Here is a 19,004-nt window from a genome sequence, read left to right as displayed (position 1 = left end):
AAAATTTTTAAAACTATGAAAAAGACAATTATTCTAATGGGAATCCTTTGTGGATTAAGCATGAACGCACAATGGTCTCTTACAGGTAATGCTGGTACAACACCAGGAACTAATTTTATCGGAACAACTGACAATAGGGATCTGGTTTTTAAAACTAATGGGACTGAAAAAATGAAAGTCGATATTAGTGGTAATATTGATTTTACAGGTTCTGTATCATCAACTTATCCTTGGTTATTTCCTTCTCCGGCTAAATATAAGTTTTATGGACCCGCAACATTTAGTTTAATGGAAAATAGTGCGGACTTTTTAATATATAGCAATCCTAATGATTCAAAACTTTTAAGAGTTGATGGCGAAAAAGGACTGGTTTTTTTACAAGAAGATTTAGGAGCTGTAATAATAGGTACTAAGAATGATTTATACTCGTGTACTACTTGTTTTGGATATAAACTTTTTGTAAAAGGTGGCATCAAAACAGAAAAAGTAAAAGTAGAAATAGCTGCAGAAAATAACTGGGCAGATTATGTTTTTAAAAAGGACTACAAACTGATGCCATTAAAAGATATAGAAAGCTATATCAGAACAAACGGACATCTTCCGGAAGTGCCCTCTACAGAAGAAGCTATCCAAAACGGGATAGAGCTGAAAGAAATGAACATCCTGCTTCTTAAAAAAGTGGAAGAGCTGACATTGCACTTAATAGAGCAGGATAAGAGATTAAAAGAATTAGAAGCTAATAATAAAAAATAGAACTATGAGAACAAAAATTTTTATTTTTGGTTTATCATTGTTTTGCATTTTTGTCTTCTCTCAAAGTGTCAAATATACTTATTACGTAGAATTTACAAATTCTAATAACAAGCCGGCAATTACAAAAATTGGTAAAACCACGAAGAGTATAGCTTATAATGATAATCAATACGAAGTTATACAATACGAAGAAGCTTTTTCAAATTTTACGACAGAATCTCTTAGAAATACATCGTTAATAGAGTTTAAAACTTTAAATGATTTCAATAATTTTGTATTTAATAATAGAAATAATATTGTCAAGTATGAAAAGATAGAAACTATTGATAACCCAATATTATTAGAAAAATCCTATAATAAGTTTAAAAAAGGTAATAAAAAGAACTTAAGTTTCAAAAAATTTTCATATACCCCGAATGACTATTATTTATTTCCTGCAGATTCAGCACATTCTTATCTTGATTTAATAAATGCAAAAGAAGCATGGGATTATTCTAAAGGAGATAATGTTATTGTGGGTGTGGCAGATACAGGATTTCGTCTTACACATCAAGAGTTCAGTGGGAAAATGTCTGGTTTACCAGGACAAACTGTTACAAACACTGATGATCATGGAAATGTGGTTGCAGGCTTAGCAGGAGCTAAAACAGATAATAATTTTGGAAATTCATCAATAGGATTTAATAATCAGCTTTTAGTAACAACTAACTGGAGTTGGAATAGTCTTAAGCAATTATCTGATAACGGAGCACGTGCTATCAATATGAGCTGGTTAAATTCTTGCAGCTTTATCCAGACAGACCAGAATGCTATTAATGAAATATATGCCAATGGGACTGTATTGGTAGCCGCTGCTGGAAATTCATCTTGTGGTAGCAGTTATGCAAAAGTATTTCCTGCATCATATGACAATGTTATAGCGGTAAGCGGAGTAGGACATTATAGAGAAATAGGAGGTCCTATCACTACCAATGTAAAAGATGTACACTATGGCAATTATGCAATTCTGGAAAATAGACTTCAGAATAATGAGGATGTGGATATTGTAGCACCGGCGTTTGATATGGATGGTCTGCCTTATTCAGGATGTGATACTTGTCTTTATAAAGCCTGGGTTGGTACATCATTGGCTTCTCCTTTGGTTGCAGGTGCTGTTTCATTATTGTTTTCGTCTAATGGTTGTCTATCACCTTTAGAAATAGAAACCATTTTAAAACTAACTTCTGCAAACATAGATCAACTAGCTCCTAACCAAATATTTGCTGGATTACTTGGAGCAGGACGATTAGATGCTGGTAAAGCCAATAAAATGGCTTGGCAGATGAATCCTGCAAATGGAGGAGAAATTTTAATTGAGAATAAAAATTTTACTCGCTGGAATTTTGAACTACTTAATTCTGCTGAATATATAAAAATCCATAATGAAAGCTTTACAGGAACTTCTAATGTTAATTTTAAAGCGAAGAAAGGAATAACATTAGCAACCAATACATTACTACAGCCTGGAACAGGAAAGAATCATTATCTCTATGTGGAAAATATAGATACGTGCTCTGATTTTAATAAATCCAATAATTTGGAAAACAAGGCTGAAAGGAAAGTAACTAATATTCAGTTACCCAAATCAAATATTAAACTTTATCCTAACCCTTCCAAAGATTACATCAATATTCAGACGGAAGGAGAGATTCATAGAATAGATATCTATGATCTATCTGGAAAAATATTAAAAACTAGTTATTCTAATAGTAAAGTTAATATTGAAAATTTACCAAAAGGCAATTATTTAGTGAAGATACAACTTGTGAATGAGAATGCTGAAACTATCAAGTTTACTAAAAATTAATAACACATTTTCAATATAATTCTGAGCCACCGATTTTTTCGGTGGTTTTTGTTTTCAGTAAACCCCTCTTCTGAGGTTATTGATCAATGCACCCAGATTCAGAACCAATGTATATCGGATTCTGTAACCATAATTTTTGAATCCCGGTTCGAAACCTAAACTTGAGGCTACGGGAAAATAAACCTCAAGAAAATCAGGAACTACCTTCACTTTCACGCCAGAATCCCAAATGAATTGCGTTGCCCTGTTTTTGTTTTTATAAACCCCGGCATCAGCATAGAGATTGAACCATTTCCAAAGATGAGAATCTACATTCAAACTTGTGACGAATTGATTGACAGAGGTGTTGAACATAGATTTGAAACCACCTTCTGCTAAAATGAACTGTTGGGAAAGAATCCCTGAAGTGGCACTTTGTCCCAATAATCCATAGGAAAATGAGTAGTTGGAAACCCTTGATAATCCATAATTGAACAACGTATTCTTGGTGTCGTTCTTAATAAAATATCCGGCGAACCAACGGAAACTGATTTTCTTGTCTTTTGAAAATTCCCAGCGGTAAAAAGCTTCTGCAGAGATCTTCTGAAAATCTTCCATCCATTGCAGATTGGTCGAGATGTATTTTTCATGGATCAGCCGGTTGTCGGAATAAGAATAGCCAAGATTCCAAAGGTTATATTTGGAATAGAGATTATTCTCGATCATCAGTGGCGTTAATTCCCTGTCATAATAATTATAAGAGAAGTAAAGGCTTCTTCCAATTGCGCTTCTGGGATCTTTGTTGAAATTAATAGAGGTTCCTGCACCAAATTTCTTATAGGCCAGATTGGTATTATAGTGAAAATAAGAACCGGAAACAGCAAAATTCCAGCTTCTGAAAAAACTGTTTGGAGGTAAAATAGAATAGCCAATTGCACCCGAACCCGTCAGCTTCCCTGTCCCGGTGCTGTAATAAGGGGTGAATGAATAATCAAATTTCTGGTCAAAAATCCCCTGATTCTTGAAGTTAAGACCAAGCAAAACTTTGTCATAAGCATTGAAGGTCAATCTTGGTGTCAGGAAGATCTCATCATATTCTGGGTTTTGGACATCCTTTACCAGTTTGAATCTTATTTTTTTGGTGTTGGAAAACAAACCTTTTGTGTAAAGGTAATTATCTCGGAAATTAGCTTCTGGGAAGGCATAATCATCATTCAAAACAATTTTATTTACATTCTCTTTTGGAATGGTAAGTGTATCGTTTATTTGGGAATTCCCCTCTTTCCAGTAGATTTTCTTCTCATCGTTTTTATCTTCCGATTCAATTTTCAAAGGGATTTTGGAAGCATTTTTATCTTTGATATGAACAAGATAATTTTGTTTTTGCTCTTCTATATATTTTAGATTAAAATTGATCCGATGCTTTTTGGCCATCATTTGACCCAGAAAAGCTGATTTTCCATGGGTAAATTTTTCAAGGTCATCAAGAAAATCCTTACCGGTCGTTTTGGTCCCGTAAGCGGAAGACAAATAGGCCTTCAAGAAAAAATCGAAGGAATCCGTTCCTTGATATTCAGAAATATAATTCAGGAGGCTTCCCATTTCGAACTGACTGATTGCAGTCGTATTGAAGTTGCTCAACTTATAAAAAGGAGTGTTGATTTGCTGATCGAGATTCTGGGTCGAAATATAATGATAGGCCAAGCCATAACGTTCGGAAAGTTTCAGTTTTGAAGCGTAAAATATCTTCAAAGGCTTGATTCCGAAGAGATTTGCGTTATCAGGAAGATTCCCGAGAAGTCTATGATTAGGGTAGAAGTCTTTCAGATATTGGATTTCAAGATAAGATTTGAGGCCGTTTTTCAGCCAATGTTCTTGAGTTTTATTGGTGATGAAGTGTTCATCCATTATTTTCTTTGAAATCGCACTGAAGTAATCTAGATCTGTTTTTTCATAATCTGTAAACAGCTGATATTTGAATTTCCAGAATTTGACATCATCGATTCCAATGAATTCTTCCTTATTCAGGAATTTTTGAGTAATGAACAGCTTGTCCGGCAGATTTCCAACTCTTGCTTTGACGAATTTAAGATGTGTTGGCAATAGAAAAGCCAGGGTTTGTCTCTGGTATTCGGTGATCTGATAACCAAGCTGAACGTTGATCTTTTGTCCCTCAATATCCAATTGATATTCAGGATAAATTTCCTTCGATAACTGGAATTCTGGGTCGTTTACCGATTTACCTTCAAACTCAGATTCTGACTTTTGAGTAAGATTTGAATAGGATTTCCAATTCTGTGGTATCTGAAAGTTAACTTTCCAAAAAGAGCCTGCATTGGCTGTTTCTTCCGTATCTCTATAGAAAGCATTGCTTTGATTTTCGTTTTCATAAGTATCGGGAACCAGAAAAAAATATTTTAACACAATGCGGTTGACATCAATTCCGTAGCCTGTAAAACGTGCATCAGGAAGCTGGATCTGATATTTCAAATTAAATCTGATACTTTTTCCGGTCTCTAGAGGTTCAGAAAGTGGAATGAAAATATTTTCCTGATTTTTATTGAGAATTTCTGAAGATGTATTTCCATAAGAATATTGGAGACTTTCCAACTTACCCAGTTGACTGTCTTTGGCAAAATACAGGTCTTTTTTTCGGTCTTCAACTTTTCTTTTGAGAAGCGGGGATTTGCGTTTTTGATAGGCAGAAACCCAATTCAGAAGTTTGATCCGATTGATGGATCTCTGATGCGGATTATGATAGATCAAGGTCTGTTCTACAGAGATCGATTTTTGGTCTTCATTCAATTTTACATTCAACAAAATGCTGTCTTGCTGAGACTTTGCCCAGAAAAAAGAAAGAAAAAAGACCAAACATAAAAGAAATCGCTTCATCAAAAAATATCAGTAACTAAAACTACTACTTTTTTCTGATGAATTGTGATAGAGAGTTGTTAAAGTTTTTACTCCTTACCTCGAGACTCCCGAATATCACGCACAATTGTCAGTCTAAAGTTCTCAGACTGAGTTTTGATTAACTAAAACAAAACCCTTTCAAATGGTTCAAAACTCTGAAAGGATTTCCAAAATACTTTATACTTTGTACAATTTACAATGTACTTTGATAAGCTTTCCAGCCTTCGTTTTTGTACCGCAGAGCTTCTTGTTCAGGTTCGTCGGCTTTGTAAATTCCGCGTCCGACGATGATGAAATCTGTGCCGTAATTTTTGATCACGTGTTCCGGAGAATTGTATTGTTGTCCTTTGTCATCACCGCTTGTTCCCAAATTCACACCTGGCGTGAACAATAAAAGCTGGTCAGAAACCTCATTCTGAGCGACACAACCAATAATGCTTGGGTGGTTTTCTATTACTTTTAAAGCTTCTTCACGATAATGAGAATCGGTCAAAGTTCCTTCGGAAGACATTCCTAAAATTGCTACAACACCAACATTTATAAAACAATCTAAGCTTTTGCTTCCTCCTATCACGTGGGAAGTGACCAAATCTGCCCAGTTCGAAATTTTATAAGTGCCGTACGAAAACTGCAATTCCTGAGTGTTTCCGATGTCCGCAAATTTTCTGTCTTCCATCAAAAGGAAATTATGTTTCGTTGCCAAATCTTTCAGAGGAAGAATGGTTTCATCAGCATCAAAATCGTTCAGAATATCGATGTGTGTTTTCAAAGCGACAATGTGTGGCCCAACAATATCAGCAAAATCTAATAATTCTTTTGTCGTGATAAAGTCTGCCGAAGCAATCAGGTTTGACCTTTTTTCAATTGCGATTTCAAGGATTTTTTTGGAGAAAGAATGTTCAGCAACTTCCAATTTTTGCTCGTAAGACAGACGTTTTTTCTCTTCAAAAACAACCTGATTTCCGTTGACAAAATCTTGAATTCTTGCAACCTCTTCATCATCGATGTAATTCACTTCTCTCAGGATTTCCACAACATCAGAAATATTGAAAAGCGAATGAATTTTGTAACCTTTGGCTTCTAGTTTTTCTTTTCCGCCTTGCTGTCTGTCCAAAACGACTACGATGTCGGATACTTTGATACCTTCATTCTCCACTTCTTCAATGGTCTCTACCAAAGACTTTCCGGATGTGATGACATCTTCTACTAAAAGGCAGTTTTGACCTTTTTCAAAGATTCCTTCAATCAGCTTTTTGGTTCCGTACGCTTTTGCTTCTTTTCTTTTGATGATCAATGGAAGATAACTTTCCAGAGACATAGCCGTTGCCATTGGAAGCGCTGCATAAGGAACGCCACAGATGATATCAAAATTATCCAAAGGAAGCATCTCCAAAAGATAATTGGCTAGTTTTTTTAGGATTTTTGGGTCAGAAGCGAGCGGACGCAAATCTACGTAGAACGGACTTTCTATCCCGCTTTTCAGTGTAAATCGCCCAAATTTGATTATCCCGAGTCTGTAACACTCGAGGAAGAATTCTTTTTTACTTTCCATTGACTTTCTTTAGATTTCTACAAATTTAAGGCTAATTTTTTAGACTGAGAAAGTAAGAAATCATAAAGTCTTCGACTCCGCTCAGACTGACAATGTTTTAGTATTATGATTAGTGTTAGAGATGTCACACTGAGCGGAGTCGAAGTGTTTAATATTAATCAATTTCCTTCCACTTTGGATTTGTGGCTGCGATTTTTTCATTGATTTTACAGCTATCAGAGTGTGCTCCTTTCAGAAAACCGATGCTCATCAGAAACTCGCCGACAATTTCTCCACCTGTGAATCTGAAAGTTTTCTTGAAGAGTTTTACCCACTCTTCCTTTGTTTTCGGATGGTGGTGTTCCAGCCATTTTTCGAATGAACCAAATTCCTTTTTGAGCTCCAAAATGGTTTTTGCGTTTTCTATGGCTGCATTCACTTTTAATTTATTCCGGATAATTCCAGGGTCTGATAATAATCTTTCGCGGTCTTTTTCTGTGTAAGCGGCAATTTTTTCGATACTGAAATTACTGTAGGCTTTTAGAAAAGAATCTTCCTTTTTCAGAATCGTTTCCCAACTCAAACCGGCTTGGTTGATTTCCATTATGAGTCTTCCAAACAATTCATCATCGTTGTGGATTGGGAAACCGTAGTGGTTATCGTGGTATTTTTTGTGCAATGCTTTTCGGTCTTCGGGTTGCATTGTTTCTATGGCCTGGCAATATGACATCTTATGTTTTTATAATTGAATGTAAAGATAATTTTATTTTGTCAGTTATTTAAAATTTTGGTAGAAGGTCTTAGGTAGTAGGTTAAAGATTTTAGAAAGGAGTGATGTAGACAATCAGAAGAGCAAAGTAGATAATCAGAAGAGTAAAGTAGACAATCAGAAGAGTAAAGTAGACAATCAGAAGAGTAAAGTAAACAAAAGGAAGAGCGAAGTAGGTAAAAGGAAGAGTGAAGTAGACAAACGGACGAACGAAGTAGACAAAAATAATAGCAAAATAGATAAAAGGAAGAGTATAGTAGATAGTCAATGGCTTTGAGTAGATAATTAAAATTCATTAATGCTATTTGGTTTGAAATATTGTTTAATAAGCTGTGAATATGATTAAGGATTAGAATTAACAATTTCTTATCTTCGTACAAAGCTTTTTTAAAATGACAAAACAAATTTCTTTTCTCTTTCTTATTTGCTCTTTTTTCTATGTCAACGCTCAGATCGAGGAGAAAAAACTCGACGAACTTATTCAAAATTCGCTTAAAACCTTTGATGTCCCGGGAATGTCTGTCGGTATTGTGAAAGACGGAAAGCTTATTTATGCGAAAGGTTTCGGTGTTCGTTCACTTAAAAATAACCAGCCGATGGACGATAATACATTGGTTGGAATTGCTTCTAACAGTAAGGGTTTTACTTGTACGGCTCTGGCGATTTTGGCTGATGAAGGCAAAATCAACTGGGACGATAAAGTGACAAAATACATCCCTGAATTCCAAATGGCAGATGCTTACGTTTCTCAAAATGTAACCATCAAAGATTTGGTGACACATAGAGCTGGATTAGGATTGGGTCAAGGTGATTTGATGTTTTTTCCTGAAGGTGGGAGTTTGACTGTTAATGATATTGTTCATAATGTGAGATTCCTTAAACCGGAAAATCCGTTTCGTACAACTTTGGATTATAACAACATCATGTTCATTGTGGCAGGAGAGGTAATCCATAGGGTTTCCGGTTTGCAATGGGCAGATTTTATCGAGCAGAGAATTATGAAGCCTGTTGGGATGACAGCGAGTTTTGGTTCTTACAATCGTGCAAAAAATTCGCAGAATATCATTGATGCTCACGCTCCGGTTGATGGAAAAGCAATTGCAGTTCCTCACGATTGGAACGAGACGGCGAATGCGGCAGGCGGAATTATGAGTAATATTCAGGATATGACAACTTTGGCTAACTTCCTTCTGAATGGATTTGTGACCAAAGATGGGAAACGTCTGGTTTCTGAAAAAAATGCCCACGAATTATGGAGTCTTCAAATTCCGGATAAAGTTGGATTGACTTCGCCTTACGATACGCATTTTTATGGTTATGGATTAGGCTGGTTTTTGAGTGATGTGAAAGGACATCTGCAGGTTCAGCATTCGGGAGGTTTGATAGGAACGGTGACGCATTTTACATTGATTCCGGATATGAAATTAGGAATTGTAGTTTTGACTAACCAACAATCAGGTGCGGCATTTTCTACGATTACAAATTCAGTTAAAGATGCTTATCTGAAAGTTGAAAACCGTGATTGGTTGAAGCTTTATGGTGACAGAAATAAGAAAAATGAGGAAACTTTCACAAAACAGAAGAAAGAAGTTTACGACAAAGCTTCGAAGTTCAAATCAGATTTGAAAGATGACCAGTTTATCGGCTGGTACAAAGATGATTGGTTCGGGATTGTTGAGGTTTCCAAACTAGGCAAAGGTTATAGAATTATTTCTAAATCTTCTCCAAGGCTGAAAGGCGATTTGATTCCATATTCAGCTAATTCTTTTGTTGCTAAATGGGATGACAGAAGTTATGATGCGGATGCGTTTTTTACTTTAAATTTTGATGAAAATGGAAAAGCAGTTTCTGCGAAAATGAAACCGATCTCTGATGTGACGGATTTTAGTTTTGACTTTGAGGATTTGGATTTGAAGAAGATTAATTAGGGTTCATCTTTAATCACATTAGGATGGCAAAAAAATTTCCAATACAATTTGTTTCAGTTTTAATTTTACTTCTACTAATAAATACATCTTATTATTGGGAGGGCGAATTTGGGATTTTTACATTCATAATATTTGTTATCCTTTTTGTTTCCTTTTTTATTTTATCAATAGAATTAATAAGACAATTATATATTTCTACTAAAAATAAATTTACTGAAAAGTCAAGAAATTATTTGATTGGATTTATGATTTTGTGTTTGACATTAATTATCATAAAACCAACAGGAATTATAAATTTCGATAAACTTGAAGGCGAAAATTTGTTTTTTGCCCAAGCAGAAGGAGTTGCAAATTGTACTTCAACATTGAAGGTGAAAAAAGATAGTAACAAGTTTAGTTATGAAAGTATTTGTTTTGGAATTGAGAAAACAAAAGGGACTTATGAAATAATTGATAGAATTATATATTTCGACAATTACGACAAAAGAAAGTTCAATTTCATCTATGGGAAAATCGATGTAAATAAAGGCTTCATAGCTTTATATCGAAGTAAGAATGATTCTAATCCTTACCAGATTCCAATCATAGAGAAATAAGCACATAGAATTTTCAAATATAGAATTGTCAAAGGAATTGAAATTGTCTGAAAGATTAAATTAAAAAAACCGTCTAAACAATTTTGTTTAGACGGTTTTATATTTGATAGGAATTAAACTCAATTAAATTTCTTTAAATTGTAGGTTTTGTTCCTCGACTTGTTTGTCTGCTAAGTTTTTGTAATAACCAGTTTCTAACTTTTTGTAAATCGCTTCAAAAGCTTCCAAAGTTTCATTAATTTCTGAATCTGTGTGAGAAGCTGTTGGAATTAATCTTAATAAAATCATTCCTTTTGGAATTACAGGATAGGAAACTACGGATGTGAAAATCAAGTAGTTTTCTCTCAAATCTTTCGCCAGCATCATTGCTTCCATTGGGCCTCCTTGGATGAAAACCGGTGTTACACAAGTATTTGTATCTCCAAGATTGTATCCTATATTCTTAAGTCCGCCTTGTAATTTATTAACGTTTTCCCAAAGTTTAGCTTTGATTTCTGGTCTTGTTCTTAATAATTCTAATCTCTTCAAACCTCCGATTACCATTGGCATTGTCAAAGATTTAGCAAAAATTTGAGACCTTAGATTGAATTTCAAATAACGAATGATTTCTTTATTTCCTGCAAGGAAAGCTCCGAAACCAGCCATAGATTTTGCGAAAGTCGAGAAGTAAACATCAATCTTGTCTTGACATCCTTGCTCTTCGCCAGCTCCAGCTCCGGTTGCTCCAAGTGTTCCGAATCCGTGCGCATCATCTACCAAAATTCTAAAACCATATTTTTCTTTAAGGGCACAGATTTCTTTCAATTTACCTTGTTGTCCTCTCATTCCAAAAACACCTTCGGTAATCACCAAGATTCCGCCTCCGGTTTCTTCAGTTACTTTTTGAGCTCTCTGTAAGTTTTTTTCAAGACTTGCAATATCGTTGTGTCTGTATGTAAAACGTTTTCCTGCGTGCAGTCTAACACCATCTACGATACAAGCGTGAGAATCTACATCGTAAACAATCACGTCATTTCTTGAAATCAAAGCATCGATTGTAGAAACCATTCCTTGGTAACCGAAATTCAATAAATAAGCAGATTCTTTTTGAACAAATTCTGCCAATTCTCTTTCCAGTTGAAGGTGTTGGTCAGTTTCTCCGGACATTGCTCTCGCACCCATTGGATAAAACATACCGTATTCTGCAGCGGCTTTTGCATCGGCTTCCAAAACATCTGGATGGTTGCAAAGTCCTAAATAATCATTTGCGCTCCAGAAAATCACGTCTTTTCCTTGGAACTTCATTCTCGGGCCAATTGGTCCTTCTAATCTTGGGAAAATATAATAGCCTTCTGCGTAATCTGCAAATTGTCCTAGTGGACCCGGATTTTGTTTTATTCTTTCAAAAATGTCCATTTTTTCTAACTGATATTTTTTATTGATTGAAAAAACCTTTTGTATTACAAAAGGTTATGAATTTTGTGATTAAATTTTATTTGATGATTTCTGTTTTGAACACTTCATCATAATTGTGAAAACAATTGTTGATAAAGCCTTGTTCTTCCATCCATTTGTCGCTGTAAACTTTGGTAATATAGCGAGAACCGTGGTCTGGATAAATTAATACAACCAAATCATCTTCTTTGAACTCGTGAGAATTCGCATATTGAATCAAAGCCTGAGTTACTGCTCCAGTTGTGTAACCGCCCATAATCGCTTCTTTCAAAGCAATCTCGCGGGTTCTGTAAGCAGACATTTCGTCATTAACTCTTACATATTCATCAATCGTGTCAAATAAAAGTGCGCCTGGAATCAAATTTTTTCCAAGACCTTCAATTTGATAAGGATGAATTTCTGTTTTATTGATTTTTCCTGTCTCGTGGTAAGTTTTCAGAATAGAGCCATCTGCATCTACACCTATTATTTTGATGTCAGGATTTTGTTCTTTAAGATATTTGGCAGAGCCGGAAAGCGTCCCTCCAGTCCCTGTGCAGGCAAAAAGGTGCGTGATTTTTCCTTCTGTCTGTTTCCATATTTCAGGACCTGTTGTCTGGTAATGTGCATCAATATTCAATTCGTTGAAATATTGATTGATGTAAACCGAGTTAGGTGTTTCTGCAGCAATTCTCTTCGCAACTTCATAATAAGACCTGGGGTCTTCTGCAGGAACAGACGCAGGACAAACATAAACAGTTGCCCCCAATGCTTTCAAATAAGCAATTTTTTCAGCTTTTGTTTTATCGCTCACCGCAAGAATACATTTGTAACCTTTTACGATACAAACCATTGCAATAGAAAAACCTGTATTTCCAGAAGTGGTTTCTACGATTACAGAATCTGATTTTAGGATTCCCTGTCTTTCGGCATTTTCTATAATATGAAGAGCGATTCTGTCTTTTGTAGAATGCCCCGGATTATAAGATTCCAACTTAGCGTATACTGTCGCAGGAATGTCCTTGGTAACTTGATTTAACTTGACTAACGGTGAGTTGCCAATCAAACCAAGAATATTATCGTATACATTCGTCATTTTATATCATTTTTCTCTCAAAAACTGTCTGCAAAAATAAAAAAAAAATTGCAATGTTTTTACTTTTGTGGAGCGAATCTGATTTTAATCAAGATATTTATTAAAAAACCAATTGTTTTTCTGAGGTTTTCAAAAAATAAAGTAAAATTTAATTTTTGTTAAAAACTCAGATAACTGAATCAAAAACGTTAAATTCGCCGATATTTCATTTTCCGTATGAAGAATTGGACTTTTAAACGATGGAACACTATTCTTGGATGGGTAGTTTTTGTAATTGCATTTATCACTTATTTATCAACCATAGAACCCAATTTTAGTTTCTGGGACTGTGGAGAATATATTTCTTCAGCAGTTAAATTAGAGGTTACTCACGCTCCAGGAGCCGCACTTTTCCAATTGGTTGGAGCAGTTGTTGCGCTTTTTGCTTTTGGTGACGGCCAACATTATTCTTTGGTGATTAATGCGATGTCAGCATTGTTCAGTGCATTTACAATTCTATTTTTATTCTGGACCATTACACATCTTGTAAGAAGATTACTCAATAAAGAATTTGAAAATATAACAGTTGCAGAAGAGATTGCAACATTATTTGCTGGTGGAGTTGGCGCTTTATGTTTTACATTTTCCGATACATTTTGGTTCTCTGCTGTTGAAGGCGAGGTTTATGCGATGGCGAGTATGTTTATTGCATTGATTGTCTGGCTGATTACCAAATGGGAGAATGAATATCTCGAAAAAGACAACGAACGATGGATCATACTTTTGTTTTTCGTCATCGGTTTGTCTGTAGGTGTACATATGATGTGTATGTTGGCTTTGCCTGCGGTTTGTCTGATCTATTACACCAGAAATTATAAGTTCTCCTGGAAATCTTTCCTTTGGGCAAATGGAATTACATTGATAATCCTAGTAATTGTCTTCAAAATTATTTTCCCTGTGATAATGACTTTATTCGGGAAATCTGAAATATTCTTTGTTAACGGACTTGGTTTACCTTTCCACTCAGGGACGGTTTTTGCGTTTGTTATTTTATCTGTTCTTTGTTATTTATTCATTACTTATACAAGAAAAACGAGGAAATCTTTATATCAGACGATTGCATTATCGGTTGTATATATGATGATTGGATTCTCTTGTTGGCTGGTTATCCCAATCCGGGCAATTGCTAATCCACCAATGAACCTTAATGACCCGGACAATGCCTTGGGAATGTTGGATTACTACAACCGTGAGCAATATGGTGACTGGCCGACTTTGTATGGGCAAAATTATACTGCTTATCTTGACCCGAACGGCATTGAGAAAAATGAAGACGGCAGCTATAAAACCGAAAAAACAGGTGATACTTACGAGAAAGATGCTACAACTGGACAATATCGTAAGGTAGGAGAGAAGTTCAATTATGTTTTCAGCAAAGAGCACGTTGGTTTCTTGCCAAGGATGTTCAGTGAGGATAAATCGGTGATGCCAAATTATATTTCGATGTATGGTGCGCCAGATTTCACTTTTAATTATGGTAATGAGCAAATCTCCGAAAGTCCGGAAGCTAAACAATTCTTTGATGAACTTCGTCAAAAATATGAGAACGGAACAATTAAAATGGATGATTATCTGAAAGCTAAACAATTCGGAATCATCAATGTTCAGAAGCCTACATTGGCCCAAAACTTAGACTATTTTATCACGTTCCAGAATTATTATTATTTCGGAAGATATCTCCTTTGGAATTTTGCAGGTCGTCAGAACGATGTGGAAGGTCATATGGAAAATACCAATGGAAACTTCATCACAGGTATTCCTTTCATCGATAATAATATTTGGGGAGACCAGAGCGAGATGCCGGCTAAATTCCAGAATGAGAGTACGGTTAAGTTCTTTATGTTACCGTTAATATTAGGATTGTTAGGATTCTTCTTCCAACTGAACAGAGATTTCGGAAGATTCTATGCGATATTATCTTTATTTATTTTAACAAGTGTCGGGATTGTATTTTATACAGGAATGAAACCATTCGAACCTCGTGAAAGAGATTATGCGATGGTCGGCTCTTTTTATGCGTTTGCGATTTGGATTGGATTAGGGGTTGCATCAATCTATTGGTTGCTTCAGAAAAAAGTAAAAAGCAAATTAGCGCAGATTATCGTAGGTGTCGTTCTATTGGGAATTCCTTTTATGATGGGCTTCCAAAATTATAATGTTCACGACAGAAGCGGACGTTACACAGCTTACGATTACGCTTATTCAAGTTTAAAATCTTTGCCTAAAGACGGAATAATGTTCGTTTATGGCGATAATGATACTTATCCGGTTTGGGCAATTCAGGAAACTGAGGAATTCCGTCCGGATGTAAAAGTGGTGAACTTTACGTTGTTATCTACGCCTTGGAATATTGACCAGGTTAAGAGAAGAACTTACAACTCTATGCCTGTTCCGTCAACTTTGACTCACGAAGATTACCGTGAAGGTTCCAACGACCAGGTTTATATGATGACGAAAGATGATTGGTCTAATATTTTTGCGAATCTGAAAGACCAAGGTGCACCAGATACAGAATTTGCAGCCTTCAGAAAATATCTGACTCAGGATTCGATTACGATGAAGGAAGCAGTTAACTTCCTGAAGATGAAATCGCCCGAAAAAGACGAAATTGTGAAAATGATTTTCGGAGAAGAGCGTTATCAGAAATTCAACTTCCTTCCGGTTTCCAAGTTTGTACTTCCAGTTAATGTGAATAATGCTGTTAAATCAGGAATCATCACGCCTGCCGAAGCGCAAAAAGCAGAAAAGCAAATCGTCATCGATTACAAAGGTTCCAGTATGTTCAAGAATAATATGATGATGTTGGACATCCTGGCGAACTTCGACTGGAAACGTCCGATCAACTTCTCAAGCGGTGGAATTTACGACGGAAGTAATTTATTCTTCTTATCGAATTATCTTAAGTTTGACGGATTCAGCTACAGATTGGTACCAATCAAAACAGAAGAATCTCCGGATGGAGAGTTAGGAATGGTAAATGCAGACGAGCTTTATAATGTGGTTAAAAATTACAGATGGGGTAATTTCAAAGATCTGAAAGTTCATTTTGATGAGACCTGTACACAGAACATTATCGGTTATCGCTCATCTGCAAGCCGTGCTGCCGAAGCTTTGGCTCTGAAAGGCGATAAGCAAAAAGCCGTCGAAGTTTTGGATTTGGTAAGCAGAGAAATCCCTGTTTCCAAATATAATGACCCAAGGTCTTTGAGTTCCATTGTTTATGCTTATATCGTTGCAGGACAAGAGCAAAAAGGATTGAAACTGGCCGAAGAGCTTAAGAAAGGAATCTTCGAAGAATATGATTATTACACCAGATTATCTCCCAAGTTCCAGGTTTATGCAGCAAGACAGATGAAAACCAAACCAATGGAATATTCACTTGTTGTGGGCGCAGTTTCCGAAGCTTATAACAAAATCGGACAGAAAGAAAAAGGCTACCAATATCTAGTTAATTCCCTGAATGTCATTGATAAAAGATTCAATACATTCATCAAAGATTTGCAGGAGATGGGCAAAGAAAAGGCCTTCAAAAAAGCAGATGATGTACAGAAAGTTACATCGTTCTACTCTTATCTTTTCGATATTATGAAAGATTATGATACGACTTACGAAGCCGAAAAGATGGACAACATCACCAAACAGCTGATGAAAGTCACACAATAAATCAATTAAACGTCTCGATATTTCGGGACGTTTTTATTTTCTAATTTTAGTAAGACCTTTTAGGAGCATCTAAAATTTATCATTTAAAATTTAAAATTCTATGAAATACTGTGCTTTCCTCCGTGGCGTGAATGTTAAAGGAACCAATATGAAAATGGCAGATGTCTGCAAAGTCTTTTCAGACGCAGGCGTCCAAAATGTATCTTCGGTTTTGGCAAGTGGAAATATTCTGTTTGAATCTGATAAAAATTCTGCTGAATTGAAGAAGACTTTGGAAAAAGCAATGTCAGAACATTTCAATTACGAAGCTTTTCTTTTCATCAAAAATGATAATGAGATTAATGAAATTTTAAAGAATGACCCATTTCCGCCAATAGAAAATTTCCACAATTATATTTTTCTAGGTTCAGAAAAAGTAGAAGAAATATTGTTGGAAGAATTTGAGAAATCAGGCAAAGCAAAAGGTGAGAAAGGTAAAATCATCAATAATATATTTTATTGGCAAGTTCCGAAAGGTCAGACTTTAGATTCTAATTTCGGGAAAGTTCTTGGCAAGAAAAGCTTGAAAGATAAAATGACAAGCAGGAACAGTAATACATTTGAGAAGATTATCAAAAAGTTTTCATAACACACAATTTGTCATTCCGCAGGAATCTCGACAGTTAAGTTTAGATTCCTGCGGAATGACAAAATAATGTTTAAGAATTGATATAATCTTATTTCCGGATTCCCAAAGCATTCTTGTAAATCTCAATTTCCTTCTCCAGATCCGCAATTTTTGCCTTCTTTTCTTCTAATTCCTTGGTTATTTTAGCATTCTCATTCATGGGAAAACCTTCTGGATAATGGTTGGCAATTTCCAGTAAGAAATCGTGTTTCAATTCGATTCCAATGTCCCATAAAATCCCGAATTGCAGAGAGGAACGAGTCAAATATACGCCAACGCCCGTTGAACTTAGTCCCAAACGGCGGGACAATTCTGCCGAAGAAATATTTTTCGCAACCATAACTTTTCGAACCAACGCACCGATATGCGGGTGAGGATGCTCTTTCTTTTCCTGATACTTTCTGATGCTCATCTTTTGTGTTTTATGATTACAAATATATCTTTTAAATCTAAATTCTGATTTTAAAACATTAATTTTTAGCCTTTAAGACTGGAAATGTAATGTTAAAACATGAATTTCTTACGTTAAAGGATGGGAATATATTCTTAAAGTATCTATGAAGAGACTTAAAGTTTAATTATCGAACGTTAAAGGTTAGAATTCAAGCCTTAAAGACTGGATTAGTATATTTTAAATTTGTTATTATAGCTTTTATGCATATTAGTCAAAGCTTAATCGTTATAAATGAATTATTTATATTGATGTTTTGATGTTAAATAGAAATGGAAGATAATATTTCATAGATATTTGAAATCGCGCTCATCAATTCGTAAAGAGAAAGTTTTCTCTTAAATCCGTATATTTGTCTAAGATTTAGACCAACTAAGAAAAGTCTAAAATCTATACTTTAACATCTAATTTCTTATAAAAAAATGATACAATATTTAGATAATATTCATCACAAAGATTCCAAGAATTTTTTCCTGATTGCGGGACCTTGTGCTATCGAAGATGAAACTATGGCTTTGCAGATTGCAGAACAAATTGTGAAGCTTTCCGACAAATACAATATTCCTTATATTTTCAAAGGGTCTTTCAGAAAAGCGAACAGAAGCAGAGTAGATTCTTTCACAGGAATCGGCGACGAGAAAGCTTTGAAGATCCTTAGAAAAGTAGGAGAGACATTCAACGTTCCTACGACAACCGATATTCACGAGAATGGTCATGCAGCTTTGGCAGCAGAATATGTAGATGTGTTGCAAATTCCGGCTTTCTTGGTTAGACAAACAGATTTGTTGATTGCAGCAGCAGAAACTGGAAAAGCTGTGACGCTTAAGAAAGGACAATTTCTTTCTCCTGAAGCAATGAAATTTGCTGTTCAGAAAGTCAAAGATTCTGGTAACGACAAAACAGCGATTATCGAAAGAGGAAATACTTTTGGTTACAGCGATTTGGTAGTAGATTTCCGTGGAATTCCGACTATGAGAGCATATTCTCCGGTGATTTTGGACGTAACGCACTCTCTTCAACAGCCGAATCAAAATTCCGGTGTTACAGGTGGAAGACCAGAATTGATTGAAACGATTGCAAAAGCAGGAATCGCAGTGGGTGCAGACGGATTATTCATCGAAACTCATCCTGACCCTTCTGTAGCGAAATCTGATGGTGCGAATATGCTGAAATTAGATTTGCTTGATGACTTGCTTGGGAAACTGACAAGAATCAGAGAAGCGATATTATAAAATTAAAAGTCCGATTGATTCGGACTTTTTTATGTTTGTATTGAGAATATTTAGAATTTTGACTTAATATTTCTTAATTCAACAGCAAATATTCTGAAACAAATCGATTTTCTGCATAACAATTACAA

At 35.4% G+C, this 19,004-nt stretch carries 13 protein-coding genes; 7 read left to right on the top strand and 6 right to left on the bottom strand.

Features of this window, described 5'->3' with window-relative positions; translation table 11 throughout:
* Positions 1-15 precede the first annotated feature (15 nt).
* Both RTX21_RS07255 and RTX21_RS07250 read left to right on the top strand, forming a co-directional pair.
* The gene (locus tag RTX21_RS07255) at positions 16-753 is read left to right on the top strand and encodes a hypothetical protein (protein WP_312766453.1); all 738 of its coding nucleotides are present in this window, start codon (positions 16-18) and stop codon (positions 751-753) included.
* A 4-nt stretch (positions 754-757) separates the two neighbouring features.
* Positions 758-2,599, top strand: coding sequence for a S8 family serine peptidase (locus RTX21_RS07250; protein WP_312766449.1), 1,842 nt, complete (start codon positions 758-760; stop codon positions 2,597-2,599).
* Between the two features lie 54 nt (positions 2,600-2,653).
* Here RTX21_RS07250 and RTX21_RS07245 read toward each other — a convergent pair whose 3' ends face one another.
* The 3 genes from RTX21_RS07245 to RTX21_RS07235 form a co-directional block, all read right to left on the bottom strand.
* A complete protein-coding gene (locus RTX21_RS07245) occupies positions 2,654-5,383 on the bottom strand; it encodes an aminopeptidase (RefSeq protein ID WP_312766447.1) in 2,730 nt (909 codons plus the stop codon).
* A 301-nt stretch (positions 5,384-5,684) separates the two neighbouring features.
* Positions 5,685-7,043: an orotidine-5'-phosphate decarboxylase gene (gene pyrF / locus RTX21_RS07240; RefSeq protein WP_312766444.1), complete on the bottom strand. Its 1,359-nt coding sequence runs from the start codon at positions 7,041-7,043 to the stop codon at positions 5,685-5,687.
* Between the two features lie 154 nt (positions 7,044-7,197).
* A complete protein-coding gene (locus tag RTX21_RS07235) occupies positions 7,198-7,752 on the bottom strand; it encodes a DNA-3-methyladenine glycosylase I (RefSeq protein WP_312766442.1) in 555 nt (184 codons plus the stop codon).
* Between the two features lie 431 nt (positions 7,753-8,183).
* Here RTX21_RS07235 and RTX21_RS07230 point away from each other — a divergent pair, with 431 nt between their 5' ends.
* Together RTX21_RS07230 and RTX21_RS07225 are read left to right on the top strand one after the other, a co-directional pair.
* Positions 8,184-9,719: a serine hydrolase gene (locus tag RTX21_RS07230; protein WP_312766441.1), complete on the top strand. Its 1,536-nt coding sequence runs from the start codon at positions 8,184-8,186 to the stop codon at positions 9,717-9,719.
* A gap of 23 nt (positions 9,720-9,742) precedes the next feature.
* Positions 9,743-10,315, top strand: a complete 573-nt coding sequence (locus RTX21_RS07225; RefSeq protein ID WP_312766440.1) for a hypothetical protein — start codon at positions 9,743-9,745, stop codon at positions 10,313-10,315.
* A 123-nt stretch (positions 10,316-10,438) separates the two neighbouring features.
* Here the strand turns inward: RTX21_RS07225 and RTX21_RS07220 are convergent, their stop codons facing one another.
* Both RTX21_RS07220 and RTX21_RS07215 read right to left on the bottom strand, forming a co-directional pair.
* On the bottom strand, positions 10,439-11,710 hold the full coding sequence (locus RTX21_RS07220; RefSeq protein ID WP_312766438.1) for a pyridoxal phosphate-dependent aminotransferase family protein: 1,272 nt from the start codon (positions 11,708-11,710) through the stop codon (positions 10,439-10,441).
* Between the two features lie 76 nt (positions 11,711-11,786).
* Positions 11,787-12,824 carry a cysteine synthase family protein gene (locus RTX21_RS07215; protein ID WP_312766437.1) on the bottom strand — a complete coding sequence of 346 codons (1,038 nt, stop codon included), beginning with the start codon at positions 12,822-12,824 and terminating at the stop codon, positions 11,787-11,789.
* Between the two features lie 216 nt (positions 12,825-13,040).
* On the opposite strand from RTX21_RS07215, the gene RTX21_RS07210 reads away from it, so the two are divergent.
* Positions 13,041-16,526 (top strand): protein O-mannosyl-transferase family, encoded by a 3,486-nt coding sequence (locus RTX21_RS07210; protein WP_312766436.1) that lies wholly within the window; start codon positions 13,041-13,043, stop codon positions 16,524-16,526.
* Between the two features lie 100 nt (positions 16,527-16,626).
* Positions 16,627-17,154: a DUF1697 domain-containing protein gene (locus RTX21_RS07205; RefSeq protein WP_312766435.1), complete on the top strand. Its 528-nt coding sequence runs from the start codon at positions 16,627-16,629 to the stop codon at positions 17,152-17,154.
* 88 nt (positions 17,155-17,242) lie between these two features.
* Here RTX21_RS07205 and RTX21_RS07200 read toward each other — a convergent pair whose 3' ends face one another.
* The gene (locus RTX21_RS07200; protein WP_312766434.1) at positions 17,243-17,605 is read right to left on the bottom strand and encodes a hypothetical protein; all 363 of its coding nucleotides are present in this window, start codon (positions 17,603-17,605) and stop codon (positions 17,243-17,245) included.
* Between the two features lie 461 nt (positions 17,606-18,066).
* On the opposite strand from RTX21_RS07200, the gene kdsA reads away from it, so the two are divergent.
* Positions 18,067-18,876, top strand: coding sequence for a 3-deoxy-8-phosphooctulonate synthase (gene kdsA / locus RTX21_RS07195; RefSeq protein ID WP_312766432.1), 810 nt, complete (start codon positions 18,067-18,069; stop codon positions 18,874-18,876).
* The last annotated feature ends 128 nt before the right edge of the window (positions 18,877-19,004 follow it).

The organism is Epilithonimonas sp. (genome assembly GCF_032054305.1).
Classification (GTDB): domain Bacteria; phylum Bacteroidota; class Bacteroidia; order Flavobacteriales; family Weeksellaceae; genus Epilithonimonas.
The sequence above is the reverse complement of the archived record's forward strand: the minus strand, read 5'-3'. Positions and strand labels throughout refer to the sequence as shown.